Here is an 18,153-nt window from a genome sequence, read left to right as displayed (position 1 = left end):
TGGAGGCGCCGCCTGTTCGGGGGGATTGGCGCGGGCGAACTGCACGCCGCTCGCCGTCAAGCGATAGGCATGCCGCGGCGGCCGTCCGCCTTCCGTCGGCGGCTGCCATTCCGCTTCGAGATAGCCTTGCGCTTCCAGACGGATCAGCAACGGATAGAGCGTGCCAGATTTCACACCGGCGAGCCGAACCAATTCATAGCCGTGCGACCATTGGCCACCGGCATCGAGGAGAACGGCAAGGACCGTCCGAGCATGGGAGGAGAGAGTCCGCGAACGAGGCATACGTGTTAAATCTACCTAGATAGATTTAACGTCAAGCCTGATTTTGATCGATTCTCGAACTACCGAGTACCGTGCAGCAACCTTAGGCTGCCGCGTTCTGCTAAAGCGCGACCGTTCCCATTTTTCCATCCTTTCCCGAACACTCACGAGTGGCAGATCGCGGCGGAACCCTCGATTTGGGGAAACCGTTGCTGATGGCGATGTTGTGCCAGGGCCGGGGATTCGAGTGTCGCCCGACCGCAGTGAACGACCGGCAGCTTCTGACGCTCCGGTTCTGGTTGCCAAACGTCTGGTATGAGGGCGATTGGAGAAAATACGCTTGCCTGTCACCTTTCATAATCTGGCAGAAGATTGTCCCGCAGATTGAGCAGATCTCGATATCGCCGACGAAATTCCGCTTCTTCATCGCCTCTCAGTGGATTCCTATCAATCGAGTAGGTCGTCCCCCTGATCACATCGAGTATCCGGATTTCACCTGCGGGTACATGAGGCAGTGCTTCAATGAGTAGCCAAAGACCCAGCCTGGCGGCAGCATCCGACATTGCTGGGTTTGGTGCAAAGTATGGGTAAACGGCATGTTCCTCGCCGCGCCCATCCCTGACAACAAGAACATTATCTACCTTTACCACAGCGTCGAGGCCGGGGAATGAAAACTGAGCTTTCAATTGCCGCCCGGCTTCGAAAGGCTCATTGGTCCAGCGTCGGCGTTCATTCCACCAGAGAAGAAATCCATCCCTCAGTTGGGGATACAGGTTTTTTCTACCTTCGTTTGCCCTGATCCGTGATTCGGTCAGATCACTGAGATCTGCTTGACCGAATACATGCCTTTTTGCATCCGCCCAGAATGGACCATAAAAGTCACCGCCAGAACCTTCATGCCCGGCCTCTCTGCTGATATCCTCGCGGATATCCTTCCGAACTTCCGACTGCCTTCCTGCGGGAGGCAAAAAGAGAATTTTTAGTAATTTGCGCAAATGGATCCGTTCTATTGCCACACGCACCTCCACTGGAACACCATGCGAACACGCTTGCAGTTCGAATGGTGTTCTGCAAGCCCACACAGGGCGCTTGAAGACCCGATCTGTGAATAATGGGGGACTACTCACCCCGGATCTGAAACGACGCTTCTCATCGCAGCGGCACGCTTGAGAATTTGCCCTGAACTGACGGCAAGTTTGGGCGTCATTTAGCATCCCAAAGCACCATGTATGAGGACGATTTCAGTTCCGAGTTTTACCTGCGATCGGATCGGCGCTTATTGCGTTGAGCAAGGTTCCTGCAGAGGCTCTTCCCCCACTTAAGATACCACTTGCAACGATCGCGATCGCCAAAACCGTGGCCAAGAAGGCGATCAGTGCGTGGCCTGCCTTACCACCAAGTATGAAAAGCTCGACAATTCGAACGACTGCAGACCAAAGGTTCAAGGTTCTTCTCCTGACGAAAATTGAAATTCGCCAAGAGCACAGGCCCTGCTGCCCTGCGGGTGTATCACGGTCCTTCGCACGTCCCAAGCTTGCGGAGGCATTTTGCTTGAGATAAAATCCAAGCACTTGTCGTCGACATGCATTCAAGCAAAGTTGCTCACCAATGCGATTCACCAATCCCCCTTTCCGAAGCGAAGAAGAGGCGAGTCAATTCCTCGACCGAATGCGCTGGCGAGATGAGGTGACATGCCCGAGGTGCGGGAATGCTGACCGGGGTTTCTATGACATGGCACAGGCGAGAGGTGTTGCCAGCCAAAAAAGCCCTAAAGGTAAAATCAGGTTTGGCCTCAGAAAATGCAAAATTTGCAGGCTGGAATTCCGATGTACCTACGGTACGCCTTTCCACGGAATGAAGGTTCCACTGGACGTGCTCCTTGCTGCGATTGTGCGTCTAAATAACCCGTACACGATTTGGTCGGTCACCGATCTCAGCAGAGAGCTGGGGGTTAACCGCGATACCGTTACGCGGTTGGTCGGCGCAGTACGCGCAAATTCAAATCTGAAACGTCGGCGAGGAATAGATCATCGGGAGTTGACCCTCGAGGTCACATGAACCTGCGACCGGTTCTAACGGACCATTCATCGCCCGGGAATGTCCACTCTTTAGGCGATTTTCACTCTGCATCCGCGCACGCAGGTTAAACTATACGATCATGAGATCGTCGGCCCGCTCCGTCCGCGCCCGACTGACCAGTTGATACCGTCGCCACGGATCAATCCGGAGACCGATTTGCCGACCTGCTTCTCCAGAACCGGACGCCAGGGCACGAGCGTGAAATCCCGCGACCGTTCGATCAGCGCATAACGCCCGCTGACGAGATCGATGGATCGGCGATAGATGCCCTCGACGCGGCCGCCGTCTGCGGTTTCCCGGAACGGCATCTTGAGATTTTCGGAAAGCTGCTCTGCGACCCGAAGCAGTTCGCGCCGTTGGAGCGCCGCGATCATGCCAGACGCAAACGTCATGTCGCTACCTCTCTCCTCGGCAAATCCCTGCGCCACCAGCCACTGCCGGCGGCGCGCCTGGGCATCACGCAGGTCGTGGCCGAACCCTGCATCGCGGACCGGCTCGGGCGCGCCCGCGACCAGTTCCCGGTCGATCCAGGTCGCGGCGTCGGCATCGACCAGCCGTTCGATCGGCTGCGCCGACAGCATGGTGATCGCAACAGGACGGTCGCGTAAGCGCGCTGCCTCATAGACGGCGACGCGCTCGAGATGATCGGGTGCAATGATCCACCGTCCCGATGGCTCACGCTCGACGATGCCACCCGTGCGTCGCATGGCTTCAAGCCGCCGAACATGCGTCTCGGCGAAGGCTTCGGTTGCAGTCGGATCGTGGCGCAGATGGGCGTCGACATCGTAACGCTCGCCATTCGCGGCAGCGACCCGGGCAACGGTGCGATCGACGTCCCGCACCGTCGGTCTGATGGGTTCGATCCGCACGATCGCACCTTGCGGCAAGCGCATGTCGGTTTCGGCGCCACGGCCGATGGCTACGTAATGGCTCCGCCCATCCACACCGTCGACGATCAGATAGTGCCGATCGGCATGTTCGTCGGCGAGGCCGCGCGCCAGCACGCGGCCGACCAGCGGGCGTGCATCTGGCGCGGCAGGGTCATAAATCGCTTGTTCGACCGGTGCCTGGGCAACTGCGGCGCGGCTAAATTCGCGCTGCATGGTGCGGATGATGTCGCCGCGTTCGCCCAGGCGGCGAAGCGTGTTTGCAAGGTCAGGCGCGAGCCGGAACCGACCGGCACCGAGCGGCTCGGCCAAGCCCAGGCGCGACAGCTTCGCCAGCCTGCCAGCGCGCAGTGTCTGGGCGAACCCATCGCGAGCATGGCTTGTGACCACTCGCTCGGCGTCTGCACCCTTGATCAGCGCACGGTCGATCGAGGTCAGCCGTTCCTGCTCGATTTCGGCGTGCAACGACTGCTGGATTTCGCGGGCTGTGCGTGGGCCCAGATCGAGGTCGACCAGTTCGGTGGCGCGCTCGCGAATGCCGGTCGTCATATAGTCACGGGCGATAATCAGATCGGCGCCGCACTCGTCCTGACCGCGCACCACGATATGGCTGTGTGGATGGCCGGTGTTGAAGTGGTCGACAGCGACCCAATCAAGCTTGGTGCCTAGGTCCTCCTCCATCCGTGCCATCAGCCGCCGGGTGAGGGGCTTGAGGTCGTCATATTGGTCGCCGTCTTCCGGTGACACGATGAAGCGGAATTGATGGCGATCGCCGGCCCCGCGCTCGCCGAACGCCTTTCCGTCGACGGCATCGGCGTCGCGGCCATAGAGCACGCCGCGTTCTCCCTCACGCGTGGTGCCGTCGCGCTGGAGATAGCGCAGATGCGCGGCGGCGGCCGACGCGCCTTTGCCGGCGAGCTTGACCACGCTTGCCTTGACGATGACGCGACGACGGTTCGCGGCGGTATGGCCACCACGGCTTGAGAGGAGCCGCCCAACACCCGCGCCGCGACCGGTCCGGCTGCCGGTGAAGCTGCCCCTGGCAGGCCTGCTCCCGACCACGCCACCGCGCGCGAGATTGGCGGCGGCAATCACGCGGCCGAGATAACGCCGGGGGCGCTTGATGCCCTGGCTACGCTGGTGCCCGAGGTGTGGCTCGAAGGTGTCGTCGGCGGCCATCTTCCTGCTTCCAATAGAGTTGGGGAGGCGAGCATGGCCCGCGCCGGAACAGATGAAAATCGGTGCCGCTGAACGTGGCGCAATTCCGCCGATTTCGCGGGCGATGGCACCGACATATCAGGAGCAGTGCCATCAAATCGTCCAAATAACGATGTGCAGGCAAAGGCTTATGCAAACGCAGTGCCATAGCTTTATCTTGCCTTACGCCGCCCTCCTGTCCTTACCGCTGCCGTTCCCTTCTTTCCGCCATCCTGCTGTCCTCCTATGCCGCCCGCGACGAGGCAAAAAAGAAGCCGGGACGCCGATGCCTGTCCGGCACCCGCGTCCCGGCGTTGCGATGTCGCGATCAATGCGTGACCGCGAATGCTGTTCGCGCCTGGCGTTCGCTTCCAAAGTCGCGTCGCCCCAGCAAGCCGTGCGGGTTTCCGTCGCCATCGACGATGCTCACCGCGACGAACCAGCGGCCATCCAGCCGGCCCATGATCGCCACCCGATCAAGCTCAACATCCTCCCCGTCCTGCGCACGATATGCCCCGAGCCAGCGCTCCCACGCCCTCGCGTCCCACAGGAAATCGCTCTCTTCCGCTTCCAGAAACCGGGCGGCCAAAGCTTCGCCCGCACCCCGCCCGAATTCGATTTCGAGCCCCGCCATGAGCGTCGCCACGACGCGGTCCGATGCGGCACTTATGGTCTGAAACATGGTCATGATCCTCTCCTTCGCTTGACGCCCTCCTCATCGAGGACAGACCTCGCGCGACGGGTGGCGGAGTGGCTGTCAGGGCCGCTGGAGGCACAGCCGGAAGCGCCGCGAAGCGGCGGAGGAGCCGATTTTGTTGCGCCCAAACAAACAGACTCGGCTGCGCAGCAGCCTTCAACATCGCGGCAAAATTGGAGGGGCTGCCGGCCTTGAACAGGCGCTTCGCCGCCCGTCATACTGGGCCATGCTCGAGACGAGCCCCTCCCACCTTTGCCCGGCGCACGGACCTCGCCGCCCATGCGCTGCGACGCTGCCATCCATGCTCGCTCAGTCGGGGGCGCGAATCACGAACAGCGGATCTGGTGACGCCTCTGGCCGGCGCGGTGATGGCACGTTTCCGGATTTCGCGACGGTGCTGAGCACTACGAACAGCGGCGGCAACGAACGGCGCGGTGTCGATGGAGTCGTCGGCATTTCCTGAGGCGCCGTTCCCGTCAGCGTGGTGAGATAGGCGTTCGTCTCGCCCGGCAGCGGGCGCCCGGTGGCGAGGTAGGCGGCGTAGCGGCTGGGACCGGCATTGTAGGCACCAAACAGGCCCGGATAGCCGAACCGGTCATACATCGCGCGCAGATAGGCCGTACCGGCAAGGATATTGTCGCGCGGATCATGGGGATTGTCACCCAGACCGTATGTCGCCCGCATTGCCGCCCAGGTCGCCGGCATCAATTGCATCAGCCCCATTGCGCCCGCTGGGCTGGTAATCGGCCGCCCGTGCAACCTCGTCATTCCGCCGCTTTCGGCGCGGATCACCCGCGCGATCCAGGCCTCGGGCACGCCGAACCGTGCCGAGGCTTCGGCGATCTCGGGGTGCCAGCGGGCGACCGGATCGCTTGCCGGAGAATTGGCACCGGCGGGCGTGGCGGCGAGCAGCGCGAAGCCCAGCGCGAGCCTCGTCAGCGCAGCCATAGCGGTGTCGCCTTGCCGACGATTTCGCGCGCCGCTGTCGGCCCGAAATAGCGCCCGTCGAACGAGTCCGGTGTCTCAGTCATGAGCAGAAAGACCATGCCCGGGGCCAGCCGGATGCAGCCCTGCCAGGCAGGCAATGGACGGCCCGCTGCATCGACGATGCGGCGCAGGGCAGCCGGTCTGCCATTCACGGTCACGCTGCGATCGACGGCGCAGACGGTGTCGCCGGCGGCCGCCACGACACGCTTCACCAGTGGCACGTTGGCTGGCAGATAGTGGCGATGGGCGGCGAGTTGCCGGGCGGTTGCCGGCGGCCAGGCGATCACCATGTCGCCGCGTCCCGGCGCAGTGCCGGGCGAGACAGCATAGAGGCCGATCGGGGCGCTGGCGCTGGCGTTCCATACCAGTCGCGGCAGTGGTTGCCGGGCAATCGTAGCCCCCAGGCCTGCGATCCCGAACCCCAGGAGCGCTGCGCGGCGCAGCCGCATGCGGCGGACACGGGCGATGCGCTGGCGTTCTGCCCGTTGGTGCTTTTCCCAGGCAAACAGCGGCAGCGGGCGGGTTTTGGGAGGGGCCTCAACCATGGTTGCCTCCGCGTGCGCGGGCTGCCGACCAGGCTTCGATGTCGTCGATATGATAGCGCCAGGTGCGGCCATGCAGGCGGCATTTCGGACCCGTTCCCGTCTGGCGGAGGCGCTTGAGCGTCGAATAGGCGAGGCCGAGATGAAAGGCCGCCTGTTTGGCGGTGAGAAAGGGGCAAGTCTCGCGTGCGGCCTGCGCGCGTGCCCCGATATCTTTCGCGGTGTCATCCATGATTATGGTCCATCTACGCCGACGCTTGGTGCGCCAGCTGATGAGCGCGGAATGGATCGATCCGGTCGTCTTCGGCAGGGTCGCAATAGGGCCCATGCAATTGCGACCCTCCTTCGTTTTGGTCGCCGACGCTGCCCCAGACCCTTGTGGTGCGCGGAGCACCGGGGTCAATCGGTCGGGCTTTTGGGCCCGATTTTGCAGGAAGCGGGGTGGGCTGAACCGGGATGTACGGGCTCTCGTCCGTGCGAGGAAACGCGGACGGTGCGGGCGCTCCCGCCTGCAGAGGCTCCCCGCGCGCTATGCAAACCCGGCGCATCGCGTGAGGCCCCGCGCCCGGTTCGGGCGCGGGGCGGTCCGCTCAGTCGGCAGGATTCCAGATGATCGCGAAGGCGTCCTCGTCATCCTGCCCGGCGGCGCGGCCGAGATTGGCGTAGAGTCGGCGCGGACCGAATTCGGGGGCGGCGAGCGACAGCGACACATAGTCGCGGCCGGACATCTCGCCGCGCCGGATCCATCCGGCCCCGACCTCGACACCGGCCGCCGAGACGCGGTAGTCGGGCTGGGTATCGCCGGACTTGCGGACGTTGGGAACGATCTCGATGTCGGTGCGGATCGAGAGGGTGCGGAGTTGGCCCTTGAAGCCGTTTCCGTCGCGGGTGACATGGCCGATGGCTGGCATTGTTCGTCTCCTTGATACGTCGCCCCGAACCGTTTCCGGGCGATGGGCGGACCCAAGGGACGGTCACAGCGGGCCGGCGAACCGCAGGCCGAAGCGGCAGCGGAGGACCGGAGCCAGAGGCTTATTTGCGAGCGCAAGCGACCGCGAGGAGCCTGCACCCACACCACGCGGCGTACCGCGTGGGGTGGGCGCGGGCGGGGAAATAAGCCGTCGGGCGATGGTTTCGACCGGACCGCGGCCGTCCCAGGTCATGCGCCCGAGGAGCCGGGAACGGTTGGAGGCGACATTGGAAGGAACAGCATCCGCCACCTGTCATGGCTGGCCGGCAAGGGAGAGGCAGAGGGGGGCGATCAATCCCCACATCGCGCCGATCGGGCATTCGGTCCCGTGCCCACCAAGGAAACGATGCTCGCTGGTCCGCTTCTTTCGGTGGTCTACGAGAGCGCCGCCACCATGGAAACCGCGTCTGGCGAGGCGGCGAAGGGCTATCGGACGAACAGCCGCCGATCGAGACAATGCAGGTCGTTCTCGTCGAAATATTTGGTCGCCCAGCTGTCGTTTGTGCCGAGGAACCAGCCCGCTTCGCGCGCGGCATCCGACTTGACGGCGGGCGGGGATGCCAGCGGCACGACCTTGTCGCGGCCCTTGATTTCGGCAGCCTGGGTCGCCGTGCTGTCGAGAAAATTAAAGTGATCGACCAGCGCGATCGCTTCGATCGCGAAGCAGGTGGCGACATCTTCATCCCGGATCGTGAGGAGATTGTCGCCATTCTGCTGTTCGCCGAGCAGCGCGAGGTTCGATGATCCACAGAACACCATGGGATCATCGCCATTGAAGCCGCACACCACGAATTTGTGGTGGACCTGATGGCCCAAGCTGATGTTGGGCACCTGGCTGAAGGGGGGCGGCAGCCGCGTCTTCCGGGGCTTGCCGGTGACGAGGACCCCGCCGGGCTTGCCGACCGGATAGAGCGCGATACCGGCGGGATTGTCGGAAATGCCGTAGCTGAAGACCGTGCCGCTGTCGTGCAGCGCGCCGAGCGCGGTGTAGACGGGATTGTCGGCGGCACCCTGCAATTCCATCACCGCGAACAACACGCTGCCGAGGTTGTCGGCAACATTTGCTTCGGCCTGCGCGCGCGTGACAATCGCCATGAGGCCCGCGCGCGCATCGGCTTCGTTGTGCGGGGAAAAGGCGATGCTTGTCGCCGGGACGGTGGCGCTGGCAAAGCCATGGTGTTGGGTCGCAAGCGGGGAAGGGCGGAATGGACCGGCGGCCACGTCCTGGTCCCAGACGGTCTGGAAAAGATCGGCATAGAGTGCTGCCACGGCGCCATCTTCATAGACCAGGACATGGTTTGAATTGACGTAGATCCCGGTTACCGAGAGGTTGGTCGAACCGGTCAGTGCCTGGATCGGCTGCCCATGGCGATAGACAACCATGATCTTGTCGTGGGCATAGCGATCGAAACGGCCGCGCTTGATGCGTCCGGCGCCCGCCGCTGCGGCGAAGAGCTCGGCAAAGCGGTCCTCAGGCGGGCGCTTGGTGCCGTGGTGAAGACCGGCATTGTCGAGGATGATGCGGGCGCGCGTACCGATGGACAGAAGCAGCCTGACAATGTCCGGCTCGCTCAGATCGTAGGCGAACAGATCGAGCGTCAGGCTCGGGTCGGCATCAACCGTGCGCAATATGTCGAAAATGCGGTCGCGGGCGGTGAACCCCGACCATTCGTATTCCTGCGCGAAGGTGAAGCTTTGTCCTTGCGCATTGGTGCCGGCGATGGCCGACGTGTCGAACTGCAGCGGTGCCCGGTACGGCTTGAACTTGGCGTCCAGGCCGAAATGCCCGACGAAGGCCTGGCTCTGGGTGAATCCGCGCGTGAAGCCGAGCTTGAGCGCACCCTTGACGAACGGGCCGACCGGGATCGAGACATCGACCGAAAGGGCCGGGTCGAGGGGGAGCAGGTGGCCCTGCGTGTCGAAATAGCGCGGCGTAACGGTGTAGACGTAGGTGCCCAGCGTGGGCGTGAGGCCCTGGTGTTCGAGGCCTGGCACATGGACCCAACGGAACTTGTGCAGCGGCGCGTTGATCGTGGAGCGGGCCGGCTCGGACGGGTCCTGTGCATGATCGCTCGGGGTCCGGAATTGCAGCCGATTCCACAGGAAATAGGTTGGTTTGCCCGCCGGCGTCACGGCAATGGTGAAACCCGCAAGGTGCGTGCGGGCCGCAGTCGTGGTCAGGTCGAAAGCAAGCAATGTCTTGGCGTCGCCGCGATAAGCCACGACGGTCATGGCCCCTTTGGAATTGCGAACCTTTGCCATGCTTCCCCTCCATGACGCCGAACGATGCACGAAATGGGTCCCGCGCCAGACACGAGCGCGAAACGTTTCCAGTCTATAGCGCTACTTGATTACACCAGTATGGCCCTTTGATCTTGCGGAAATGAGAGCTGGGACGCGAAGTACTGTTGATCGCGTGTCCTCATCGCTCTCGACCTGCTAGCAGCGACACAACCGGTGGGGCACGTGAACTAACCCAGGACGCAATAAACACCGCGCGCCCGAGCCCGACAGGGCGAGGGCGCGCGGCCGAAATTTTCAAAGGTTGCAAGGATGCGGGCGGCGGTGCTTTGCGCGCCGCCGCCCGCGACGGATCAGGCGGCCAGCCTGTCTGACTTCTCCGTGTCGCCGAGGTCCGGTGCTGCCTTCACGGCGCCCGGCGCGCTTGGATCGGGATCGTCATCGCCCGGCTTTTGCCCCTCGATCTCGCGCGCGCCCTTCGCCTTGGCAAGGATGGAGACGGTGCGGACGCTGCCGCGCGCAGTATAAGCGGCGGGCGGAAACGCCATCCAGCGTGGCACCCAGTTCTCGTGCTGCGCGCGGCCATTGGTGCCGTCGAGATGATCGCGCACGATGCGTTTCAGGGTCTTGGTCTTCTCACCGGCATTGGCACTGGCGACGGTCTCGCCCGCGACTTCGGCGACGATGCGCGTCAGCACCTCGCGGTCGCGGATCAACTCGAAAAAGGCGTCGTCAGACTGCCAGTAGCGGGCCATATCGACGCCGATCTCGCTGCCCACCACCTCGACGGCGGCGCTGCCGGCGGCCAGGGTTTCGCCCATGACCACGGCGATCACGTCCATGACGACCATGTCGGGAAGCTCGAGCAGGCGCCGGAACACGCCGACCACACCATGGTCATCGCCGTTTCCGCCCGTCACGGTGGGCTCCTCGGGCGAGAAGCCGAGAAGCGCCAGGACCGCGCGGCGATGCTCGTCGAAATCCGCCTCGGCGCGGCAATTCTCGACACTCTCGCGCACCGCATCATGGCTTGAGCGTTGTGGTTCGGGCTTGACCGACCAGAGAGGCGAGCCGGTAATGGCATGGGCGATCATCAGCCGCAGCGCGATCCTGGTGTGGGCGAGCATCGCCGCGCGGACAGCGGCGTGGCGGTGCAGATCGATATAGGTCTGCATCGTCGATGTCACTTCGGGCCGTGTGGACTTCTGCCCAGTCCCGACACCATGGTCCGCCCCTCCGCTCTGGCGAGACGCGCGGCCTCCTTGCGGCTTATATAGCCCTCGTGAACAATCACCTCGCCGGTGGCGCGCACGTCGAGATAGACGCGCCCGCCCTTGCGCTTGCCCGCCTTCTCATATTCCCATGCCGTGAAATGGTCGGACGGCGGCACGATGATTGCGTCTGCCCAGCCCTGCTCGATGTAGGCGGCGCGCCTGGTCTCGATGGCGGCATTCTGCAGGGTCCAGAAGGCATCGGCATCGGCCACATAACGGTCATCGCCGAACAGGTCGGCGATAGTCGCAAGCCCGCTCGCCGCGATGTCGAACAGCGCGTGACGGGCGGGGATCGACTGACCGCCGAAGAGCCATGCCTTCAACTGATGGCCGGTCGGGACGTAGCTGTCGGGATCGGCGGCGAGGGCCAGCCAGGCTTTTTGCTGGCTCTTCGACGCCATGGTCAGGTGGCGCACGGTGGCCGCGTCGATCTCTTTCCGGCGATACAGGTCGCGGATGGCCGGGAGCAGGTTGCCGAGCGCGAGCACGCGGCAAACGGCAAGGTCGGGCAGGCCGAATGTGGCGGCGATGTCCTCCAGCCTGCGGCCTTCCTTGACCAGCCGGGTGAAAGTTTCCCACTGCGTCACCTCGTCGGGGTCGAGCCGCGCCAGATTTTCGATCAGCGAGGCTTCGACGGCGGCGGCATCGTCGCCCGCGTCGAGGATTGCGCAAGGCAGGAGCGCCATGTCGGTATCGGCTTCGGCAGCGCCGTCCCTGGCTGCGTGGCGTTCCTCGGCGACGATCTTGGCGGCGTGGAAGCGGCGGCTTCCGGCAATGATTTCATAGCCCCTGTCGGCATCATTAGGACAGGGTTTCGGGCGGACGATGACCGGCTGGATGATACCACGGCTGCGCACGGTCGGCAGGATATCGGAGACATCGGGCGCCTTCCGGCCATAACGCATGTTGGCCTTGCTTACGACCAGCTTGTCGAGCGGGATGAATTCGAGTTTCATGTCAGTTCTCCTTGTGAGGGCCGGTCCGTCGCTCTTTCCGGGTGGGCGGACCGGCTTTTCGAAAAGCGGCGTTACGCGCCGCGCGTCATCCGCCGTTTCACTCGTCGGGATCGGTCGGAAGCTCGGGAACCGGCGCGGATTCGATGCGCCAGATGATCGATTGGGCCGCTTGGATCGAACCGACGCGGCGCGCGGTGTCGGCCCAGACCGACAGGCCGGTGCTGGTCGCAAAGCCGGTGTCGCGTTCGATGGTGAGGCCAAACGGCAAATGCAGCCGCGCGATCTCGCCCAGCGAGAAATAGCTGAGTTCGGGGCACCCGAATCCCAGGTCGGCAAGGCCGAACAGCGTATCGCCATCGTCCAGCAATTCGGTCGCCAGCCAAGTCGCCGCGCCGAGGGGTGAGAACAATTTAACGACCGGAGCAGGGTCATGAACGTGCTCGTCGGAACGGTCGGCGTTCATCCGCAGTGCCGCGCGAAGTTCGGGGGTGAGCAGGATCATGCTGCAGCCCTCCGTTCGCCAAGGTCATCACGGGACGTCTGGCCTTGGACAGCCTCGGCCTGAACCGCCTCGACTTGCGCGGCGGCGTGTTTTGCCAGCAGCCAGTCGGCGGCCTTGCTGGCCGCGCTGGCGGCGCGGAAGATGGCGCGATTGTCCTCGCGCAGCACGTCCAGCCAGCTTGCCAGGTAGTCGGCATGGCGCACGGTCGGAACGATACCGAGCGCGGCGCAGAGGAAAGCCGATCCCATTTCCGCAACCATTTCCTCGCGGGCATAGTCTTTGCTGCCGAAGCCGGAAGTAAGATTGCGCGCGAGCCGGGAGGCGTGGCCTGTCGCGTGGGTCAGTTCGTGCAAGCAGGTCCGGTAATAATTGATCTGCTCGAAGAAGGCCGGTTGCGGCGGCACCTGCACATAGTCGTGCGCCGGGGCATAGAAGGCGCGGTTGCCACCGATGCGGAAATCGATCCCGGACGCGGCGATGACCTGTTCGGCGACCGGCACAATCTCGCGTGCGGGCAAGGGCGCTGGTTCGGGGGATAGCCCCGCGCGCAGCCCTTCGCACTGCGCGACGTTGAACACGGTGAAGCGCTTAAGAAAGGGGATGGCGCGGGCCTCGCCGCCTTCATCGCGGGCGCGGGCCTTTTCGGTTTCGGGGGTGAAGCGGTCGGCATAGACGACGGTGGTGCCGCGCTCGCCCTTGCGGACGCAGCCGCCCGCTTCCAGCGCCTGTTTGAAGGTCAGCCAGCCCTGCGAAGGATAGCCATGCTCGATGACCGCGCCCCACAGGATCAGGACATTGACGCCCGAATAGCGCCGCGCGGTGAGCGCATTGCGGGGCAGGCCGGGACCGATCGCGCTGCCGCCCGCATCGGGCTGGCCCCAAGGCTGAACCCATGGGAAGCGACCCGCCTCGAGCTCGGCGATGATCCGTGCGGTCATTTCGTCATAGAGGTTCGCTCGAGACGCTTCGGCGCTTTTGTCCGCTTGGGATTTCCGGCCCTTGCCGCACACCCGCTGGCCAGTGGAATCACGCATTGTTCACCTCCTCAAGCCAGCCCAAAAACCACCATGGCTTCCCCGAAAAGCGGGGGTGGGCGGCAAGATGCGACCGGAAAGGCCCGCTGCGAGCGGCGCTGGCACCCAAGCCGGGGACCCATCGCGTCAGCGATGGGGTGGTGCAGGGCCGGAACGATAGTGGAGGAGCCGGTCCCGAGCGTAGGTGAGGGCCGGCTTGCCGGCGACGCGGGCGGGCCTAGCAGGGAGCGCCGCCCACCCGCGCTTGACCGGGAGAGGCCACCAACAGCGCCGCCGCGCACATGCGCGGCGACCCCGTCAAGGACGGGCACGGCCCGTCCGCCCGCGCCAGCCGATCGTCGCTGACAGGACGAGATTCGGTGAGGGTTGGGCTCGGTGGCAAAGTCGACAGTCAGTCTTTGCCGTCGCCGAGCCATAGAGCGTGGTCGCGCCGTCAGGGCCGGGGCGCCAAGGATCAGACTGGATCGCTGCGGGAGTGTTCACCATGAACCTGGGGCTTGGACGGCAATCGCGCTTGCCGTCGGATGAGGTCACGATATCCGCCCCACGCCAAGGCCTTTGCTTCGCGCGCCAGCCGCCGGATTCGCGACCGCAGTGAGTCGGATCGGTCGTTCCAGTCCTCGGCGATACGCGCCTCGCCGAACAGCACGGCGCCGATCTCGCGTTGGGTTGCGCCGGCGGCGAGCCCGTCATGGGTGCGGAGCAACTGGATACCGCGTTCGATCCAGGGATCGGGCGGATACAGCGAGTGCGCAAAGCGGTGATGGCGCTGGAAATGAAGGAGGCGGCGCAGCGGCAGGAGGCCGATCTCGGCGTTGCCAAGCCCGTGTAGTCGGTAGTGCAGATGGACCAGTGTCTCGCCGGCTAGTCGGCCCTGCGCCAAATCGAGGCGGATATGGTGGCGACCGTCCGAGAGAACGGCATGGTCACATCCTCTCGTATCAGTGACGACGGTCAGCCAGGGGGCGACTCGTTCCAGATCAAGGCCATCGGGATCGGCGCGATCGGTCGGGATCGCCGCAACGCACAGTGTTGTGGGATCGAGATCGGCATGCCAGATGATCCGCGCCTCGGGTGCTGACCGGGCCGGATCTTCAGCGAAAGTGCAGCCCCCACGCGCGCGGGTCCGCAATGCCGCGGGTAGCGCTGCTCGCCCGGGTGTGCCAGGCGATGTAATCAGGATCGCGACGCAGCCACTCCCACATCAGGCCAGCGCGATCGATACCGCGCAGCCGCGCATAAGCGGCGCTCTCGCGCCACGCCCGCAGCAGCGTCATGGGCTGAAACCCACGAAATGTGCGGCGACTTGCATGGTGCGCAGCCCAAGGGCGCTTCTAGGCAATTTCAGGAGATGATATGACGCTCCCATGACAGGACTCGCCCGGCGACGGATTGAGGCCCCGCCGCCTGGGCCGCAGGATGAGGGAAGGGCGATCGCCGGGCTCCGGGCAGCACGAGACACCGCCGACGGTCGCAACAAGGCCAGATGCCTTATTCGGGCATGGCGATACAGCTTGCGCGTATCGTCGAGACGGTCGGCAGTGCCGAGGACCTGACGGTCACTATGGCCGCCATCAGCGTGGAACTGGGCTTCCAGTATTTCGCGCTCAGCCATCATGTCGATGTAGCCATGGCCGGTGATGCGGCGATCCGATTGCATAATTATCCGCAGCGCTGGGCGGACTATTATGACGAGAACGCCCTTGGTGTGAGTGACCCGGTGCACCGCGCCAGCCATGTCACCAGCATCGGCTTTCCCTGGTCGCGGATGGCGGCGATGATCCCGCTGACACCAGGAGATCATCATATTCTTGCGCTCGGGCGCGCACATGGTGTCGGCGACGGTTTCACAGTCCCTGCCCATGTTCCAGGCGAGGCGTGTGGTTCGTGTTCGTTTGCCTGCGAGGTAGGGCGACCGCTGCCGCAGGTCATGCTGCCGCTCGCACAACTCGCAGGCAATTTTGCGTTCGAAGCCGCGCGCCGGCTCTGGTCGGGACGGGGTGGGCATCTGCCCTATCCAGGACCGGCGCTGACGGACCGCCAGCGCGATTGCATCCTCTGGGTGGCGCGCGGCAAGAGCGACTGGGAAATCAGCCGCATCCTCGGAATCAGTGAAGAGACGGTGGCCCGGCATATCAAGCAGGCCTGTGCGCGCTATGGCGTGAACAAGCGGACATTGCTGGTGATCCGGGCGCTGTTCGACGGAACCCTGACTTTCCTGGATATTTTCCGCCGCCGCTATGCCCCTTTTCGGGAATAGCGCAATGATCGACATCTCACCGACCCTGGGCCGAACACCGCCTAGGGAGTCCGACGATGCCGCATGTCCTGCCATTGCCATCATTACCAGCAGCGGGGCCGCTGTCGGCACCGGACGCCGCGTTGCGTGCGATGTTCGCCGCGCGCAAATCGGTCTTTGTCGACTTGCTCAAATGGGATGTCCCGGTCCTGGCCGGACGCTATGAAATCGACCAGTTCGACGATCCCAACGCCAGGTATCTGATCCTGGCGGAAGCCGATGGCGGGCATCTTGGTTCGGCGAGGCTGCTGCCAACTGTGCATCCCCATATTCTCGACAGCTTGTATCCGCATCTTTGTGAGGATGGGCCGCCACGCGCGACTGACATCCTGGAAATCACCCGCTTCTGCCTCGACCGCCGGCTGCAGGCAGCCGAGCGTCGCGCGGTGCGCGATACCCTCGTCGCCCGGCTCGTCGACTATGCGTTGGATCACGGCATCTCGGCTTACAGCGCGATTGCCGAGATGGGCTGGTTCCATCAGATTCTGACCTTCGGCTGGCATTGCCGCCCACTCGGACTGCCCCAGCGCATCGGCAGCAGCGTGCTGGTGGCGCTGCGCATCGACATCACTGCGGACACGCCCGGCCTGCTCGCGGCGGCCGGCATCCAGCGCCAGGGCTCTACCCGGGGCAGGCATTGGATCGTGGCGTGATGCCAAGGAGAACGATGGTGATCGACAGACACGAGCCTTCCGGCGAGATCGCCCGACATCTACGCGACCTCCTGGAACAGGGTTGGTGCATCGTTCCCAATGCGATACCTGTCGCCGAGATTCATGCGCTCGACGCCGAGCTGGCGGCTGATTTCGCCGCCACGCCGTTTGGTGAAGGGGGCTTTTATGGCACAACCACCAAGCGCTTCGGCCGCCTGCTCACGCGCGCAACCGGCGCAGCTGCCCTGGTCCAGCATCGGCTTGTTCTGGGCATTGTCAAAGCTGTGCTGGCGCGGTGGTGCGAGTGCATTCAGCTCAACACGACGCAGGCGATCGCGATTCATCCCGGCGCACCCGCTCAGGTTCCGCATCGTGACCAGGATATGTGGCGTGGCCCGGTCGGGGAGATCGAATATCTCGTCAACGTAATGTGGCCGCTCACGGACTTCACTGCGGCCAATGGCGCTACGCGCATCTGGCCACGCAGCCATGGCGCAAACGCCTTGACCGAGCCGGTCGGCGCTCCCATTGCCGCGGAAATGTCGCCAGGCTCGGCATTGCTCTTTCTCGGCTCTACCCTGCATGGCGCCGGCGCAAACCGAACGCGGGACGTGCGACGCGGCCTTGTCGTCGGCTACGCGTTGGGCTGGCTCAAGCCCTATGAGAACCAATGGCTGGCCTATCCGCCAGACATTGCCCGTCACTTCGCGCCCGATCTGGCGGCACTGGTTGGCTATCGCCAACATCGGCCCAACCTGGGCAATTTCGAGGGCCAATGCCCCTCTGTGCTGCTCGACGGGCGCGCGAAGCATCCTCTTGGCGCGATCGACGCACTGCGACCCGACCAGCAGGTATTGGTCGAAACGTATGTGCAGCAACAGCGAGCAGCGGGATGAATGCCGGGATTACTGCCGAGCGAGTCTATCAGGCTTTGCGCGCGCGGATCATGAGCCGCGATTTTCGGCCAGGTGACCGGCTCGATCCGGCGGTCCTGGCTGCGCCAATGGCGGCGAGCGTGACGCCGGTGCGGGATGCGCTCCATCGGCTGACTGGTGAGGGCTTGGTGGAGACTCGCTTGGCTGGTGGGTTCCATCTTCCGTCGCTCGATGAACCCGGGCTCGAGGATCTCTACGATTGGTCGAACGACCTTTTGCTGCTTGCGATCGGTGCCTGGCCATCGGTGGCGTCGTCGGTGGTTGGCGATCTGCCGGACGGTGCTACTCTTCCCGGTCGGGTTGCGGCGCTGTTTCTGGCTGTGGCGCGTCGCTCCACCAATCGCGAGCACGCGCTCGCGATGGACCGGCTCAATGCCAGGCTGCATGCCGTCCGGACCGTTGAATGCCATGTGATCGCCGGGACGAATGCCGAGTTGGCCGCACTGTCAGCAGCTGTCAGTGCGGCCGAGCGCGGTAATCTGAAAGTCCTGTGCCGTCGCTATCACCGCCGCCGCCGCCGTGCCGCCGCCGATATCGTGCGGGCGGTCTACCGGGCGGAGTGATGCCTGCTGGCGCGCATTGCCGAAAACAAAGTCGATATAGAATCCGTATAAAGTTCGGATAGCCGACTGCCCTCCA

The 18,153-nt window shown here is 64.1% G+C and carries 21 protein-coding genes; 5 read left to right on the top strand and 16 right to left on the bottom strand.

The window, feature by feature from the left end; translation table 11 throughout:
• From IP65_RS14845 to IP65_RS21400, 3 genes are all read right to left on the bottom strand, one after another.
• The coding region (locus IP65_RS14845) for a PadR family transcriptional regulator (protein ID WP_054132199.1) at positions 1-282 on the bottom strand (282 nt) is incomplete at its 3' end.
• Positions 283-608: 326 nt separating this feature from the next.
• Complete coding sequence (locus IP65_RS20925; RefSeq protein WP_197279261.1) at positions 609-1,289, bottom strand: hypothetical protein; 681 nt, start codon at positions 1,287-1,289, stop codon at positions 609-611.
• A gap of 213 nt (positions 1,290-1,502) precedes the next feature.
• Positions 1,503-1,880: a hypothetical protein gene (locus tag IP65_RS21400; protein ID WP_156306633.1), complete on the bottom strand. Its 378-nt coding sequence runs from the start codon at positions 1,878-1,880 to the stop codon at positions 1,503-1,505.
• On the opposite strand from IP65_RS21400, the gene IP65_RS22230 reads away from it, so the two are divergent.
• Positions 1,870-2,319: a transposase gene (locus IP65_RS22230; RefSeq protein ID WP_082350177.1), complete on the top strand. Its 450-nt coding sequence runs from the start codon at positions 1,870-1,872 to the stop codon at positions 2,317-2,319. The genes IP65_RS21400 and IP65_RS22230 overlap by 11 nt on opposite strands.
• Before the next feature lie 98 nt (positions 2,320-2,417).
• On the opposite strand, the gene rlxS is transcribed toward IP65_RS22230, so the two are convergent.
• The 13 genes from rlxS to IP65_RS14780 form a co-directional block, all read right to left on the bottom strand.
• Positions 2,418-4,406 carry a relaxase/mobilization nuclease RlxS gene (rlxS, locus tag IP65_RS14835; protein ID WP_054132187.1) on the bottom strand — a complete coding sequence of 663 codons (1,989 nt, stop codon included), beginning with the start codon at positions 4,404-4,406 and terminating at the stop codon, positions 2,418-2,420.
• Positions 4,407-4,752: 346 nt separating this feature from the next.
• Entirely contained in the window at positions 4,753-5,112 is a 360-nt protein-coding gene (locus tag IP65_RS14830; protein ID WP_054132186.1) for a hypothetical protein, read from the bottom strand.
• A gap of 318 nt (positions 5,113-5,430) precedes the next feature.
• Positions 5,431-6,069, bottom strand: coding sequence for a lytic transglycosylase domain-containing protein (locus IP65_RS14825; protein WP_054132185.1), 639 nt, complete (start codon positions 6,067-6,069; stop codon positions 5,431-5,433).
• Positions 6,057-6,653: a S26 family signal peptidase gene (locus IP65_RS14820; RefSeq protein ID WP_054132184.1), complete on the bottom strand. Its 597-nt coding sequence runs from the start codon at positions 6,651-6,653 to the stop codon at positions 6,057-6,059. Before IP65_RS14820 ends, IP65_RS14825 begins: the two co-directional genes overlap by 13 nt.
• The gene (locus tag IP65_RS14815) at positions 6,646-6,882 is read right to left on the bottom strand and encodes an AlpA family transcriptional regulator (RefSeq protein WP_054132198.1); all 237 of its coding nucleotides are present in this window, start codon (positions 6,880-6,882) and stop codon (positions 6,646-6,648) included. Before IP65_RS14815 ends, IP65_RS14820 begins: the two co-directional genes overlap by 8 nt.
• 358 nt (positions 6,883-7,240) lie before the next feature.
• Complete coding sequence (locus IP65_RS14810; protein WP_054132183.1) at positions 7,241-7,561, bottom strand: DUF736 domain-containing protein; 321 nt, start codon at positions 7,559-7,561, stop codon at positions 7,241-7,243.
• 485 nt (positions 7,562-8,046) lie between these two features.
• Positions 8,047-9,852, bottom strand: coding sequence for a phospholipase D-like domain-containing protein (locus tag IP65_RS14805; protein WP_197279260.1), 1,806 nt, complete (start codon positions 9,850-9,852; stop codon positions 8,047-8,049).
• A 362-nt stretch (positions 9,853-10,214) separates the two neighbouring features.
• The gene (locus IP65_RS22225; protein WP_369801297.1) at positions 10,215-11,036 is read right to left on the bottom strand and encodes a hypothetical protein; all 822 of its coding nucleotides are present in this window, start codon (positions 11,034-11,036) and stop codon (positions 10,215-10,217) included.
• Positions 11,037-11,044: 8 nt separating this feature from the next.
• Positions 11,045-12,091 (bottom strand): ParB/RepB/Spo0J family partition protein, encoded by a 1,047-nt coding sequence (locus tag IP65_RS22220; protein WP_369801296.1) that lies wholly within the window; start codon positions 12,089-12,091, stop codon positions 11,045-11,047.
• 97 nt (positions 12,092-12,188) lie between these two features.
• Entirely contained in the window at positions 12,189-12,593 is a 405-nt protein-coding gene (locus IP65_RS14795) for a DUF2958 domain-containing protein (RefSeq protein WP_054132181.1), read from the bottom strand.
• Positions 12,590-13,531 carry a zincin-like metallopeptidase domain-containing protein gene (locus IP65_RS14790; protein WP_231627726.1) on the bottom strand — a complete coding sequence of 314 codons (942 nt, stop codon included), beginning with the start codon at positions 13,529-13,531 and terminating at the stop codon, positions 12,590-12,592. Before IP65_RS14790 ends, IP65_RS14795 begins: the two co-directional genes overlap by 4 nt.
• A gap of 550 nt (positions 13,532-14,081) precedes the next feature.
• Positions 14,082-14,759 (bottom strand): DUF2285 domain-containing protein, encoded by a 678-nt coding sequence (locus tag IP65_RS20915; RefSeq protein WP_197279259.1) that lies wholly within the window; start codon positions 14,757-14,759, stop codon positions 14,082-14,084.
• Positions 14,722-14,904: a transcriptional regulator domain-containing protein gene (locus tag IP65_RS14780; protein WP_082350175.1), complete on the bottom strand. Its 183-nt coding sequence runs from the start codon at positions 14,902-14,904 to the stop codon at positions 14,722-14,724. The genes IP65_RS20915 and IP65_RS14780 overlap by 38 nt, the downstream gene beginning before the upstream one ends.
• Positions 14,905-15,128: 224 nt before the next feature.
• On the opposite strand from IP65_RS14780, the gene IP65_RS14775 reads away from it, so the two are divergent.
• From IP65_RS14775 to IP65_RS14760, 4 genes are read left to right on the top strand one after another with little or no spacing between them, the layout of a single operon-like run.
• Positions 15,129-15,887 (top strand): LuxR family transcriptional regulator, encoded by a 759-nt coding sequence (locus IP65_RS14775; protein ID WP_054132178.1) that lies wholly within the window; start codon positions 15,129-15,131, stop codon positions 15,885-15,887.
• 56 nt (positions 15,888-15,943) lie between these two features.
• Positions 15,944-16,579: an acyl-homoserine-lactone synthase gene (locus IP65_RS14770; protein WP_082350174.1), complete on the top strand. Its 636-nt coding sequence runs from the start codon at positions 15,944-15,946 to the stop codon at positions 16,577-16,579.
• Positions 16,580-16,593: 14 nt separating this feature from the next.
• Complete coding sequence (locus IP65_RS14765) at positions 16,594-17,475, top strand: phytanoyl-CoA dioxygenase family protein (protein ID WP_054132176.1); 882 nt, start codon at positions 16,594-16,596, stop codon at positions 17,473-17,475.
• Positions 17,472-18,077, top strand: coding sequence for a GntR family transcriptional regulator (locus tag IP65_RS14760; RefSeq protein ID WP_082350173.1), 606 nt, complete (start codon positions 17,472-17,474; stop codon positions 18,075-18,077). Before IP65_RS14765 ends, IP65_RS14760 begins: the two co-directional genes overlap by 4 nt.
• The last annotated feature ends 76 nt before the right edge of the window (positions 18,078-18,153 follow it).

The sequence above is a fragment of the Novosphingobium sp. AAP1 genome (assembly GCF_001295765.1).
Classification (GTDB): domain Bacteria; phylum Pseudomonadota; class Alphaproteobacteria; order Sphingomonadales; family Sphingomonadaceae; genus Novosphingobium; species Novosphingobium capsulatum.
The sequence above is the reverse complement of the archived record's forward strand: the minus strand, read 5'-3'. Positions and strand labels throughout refer to the sequence as shown.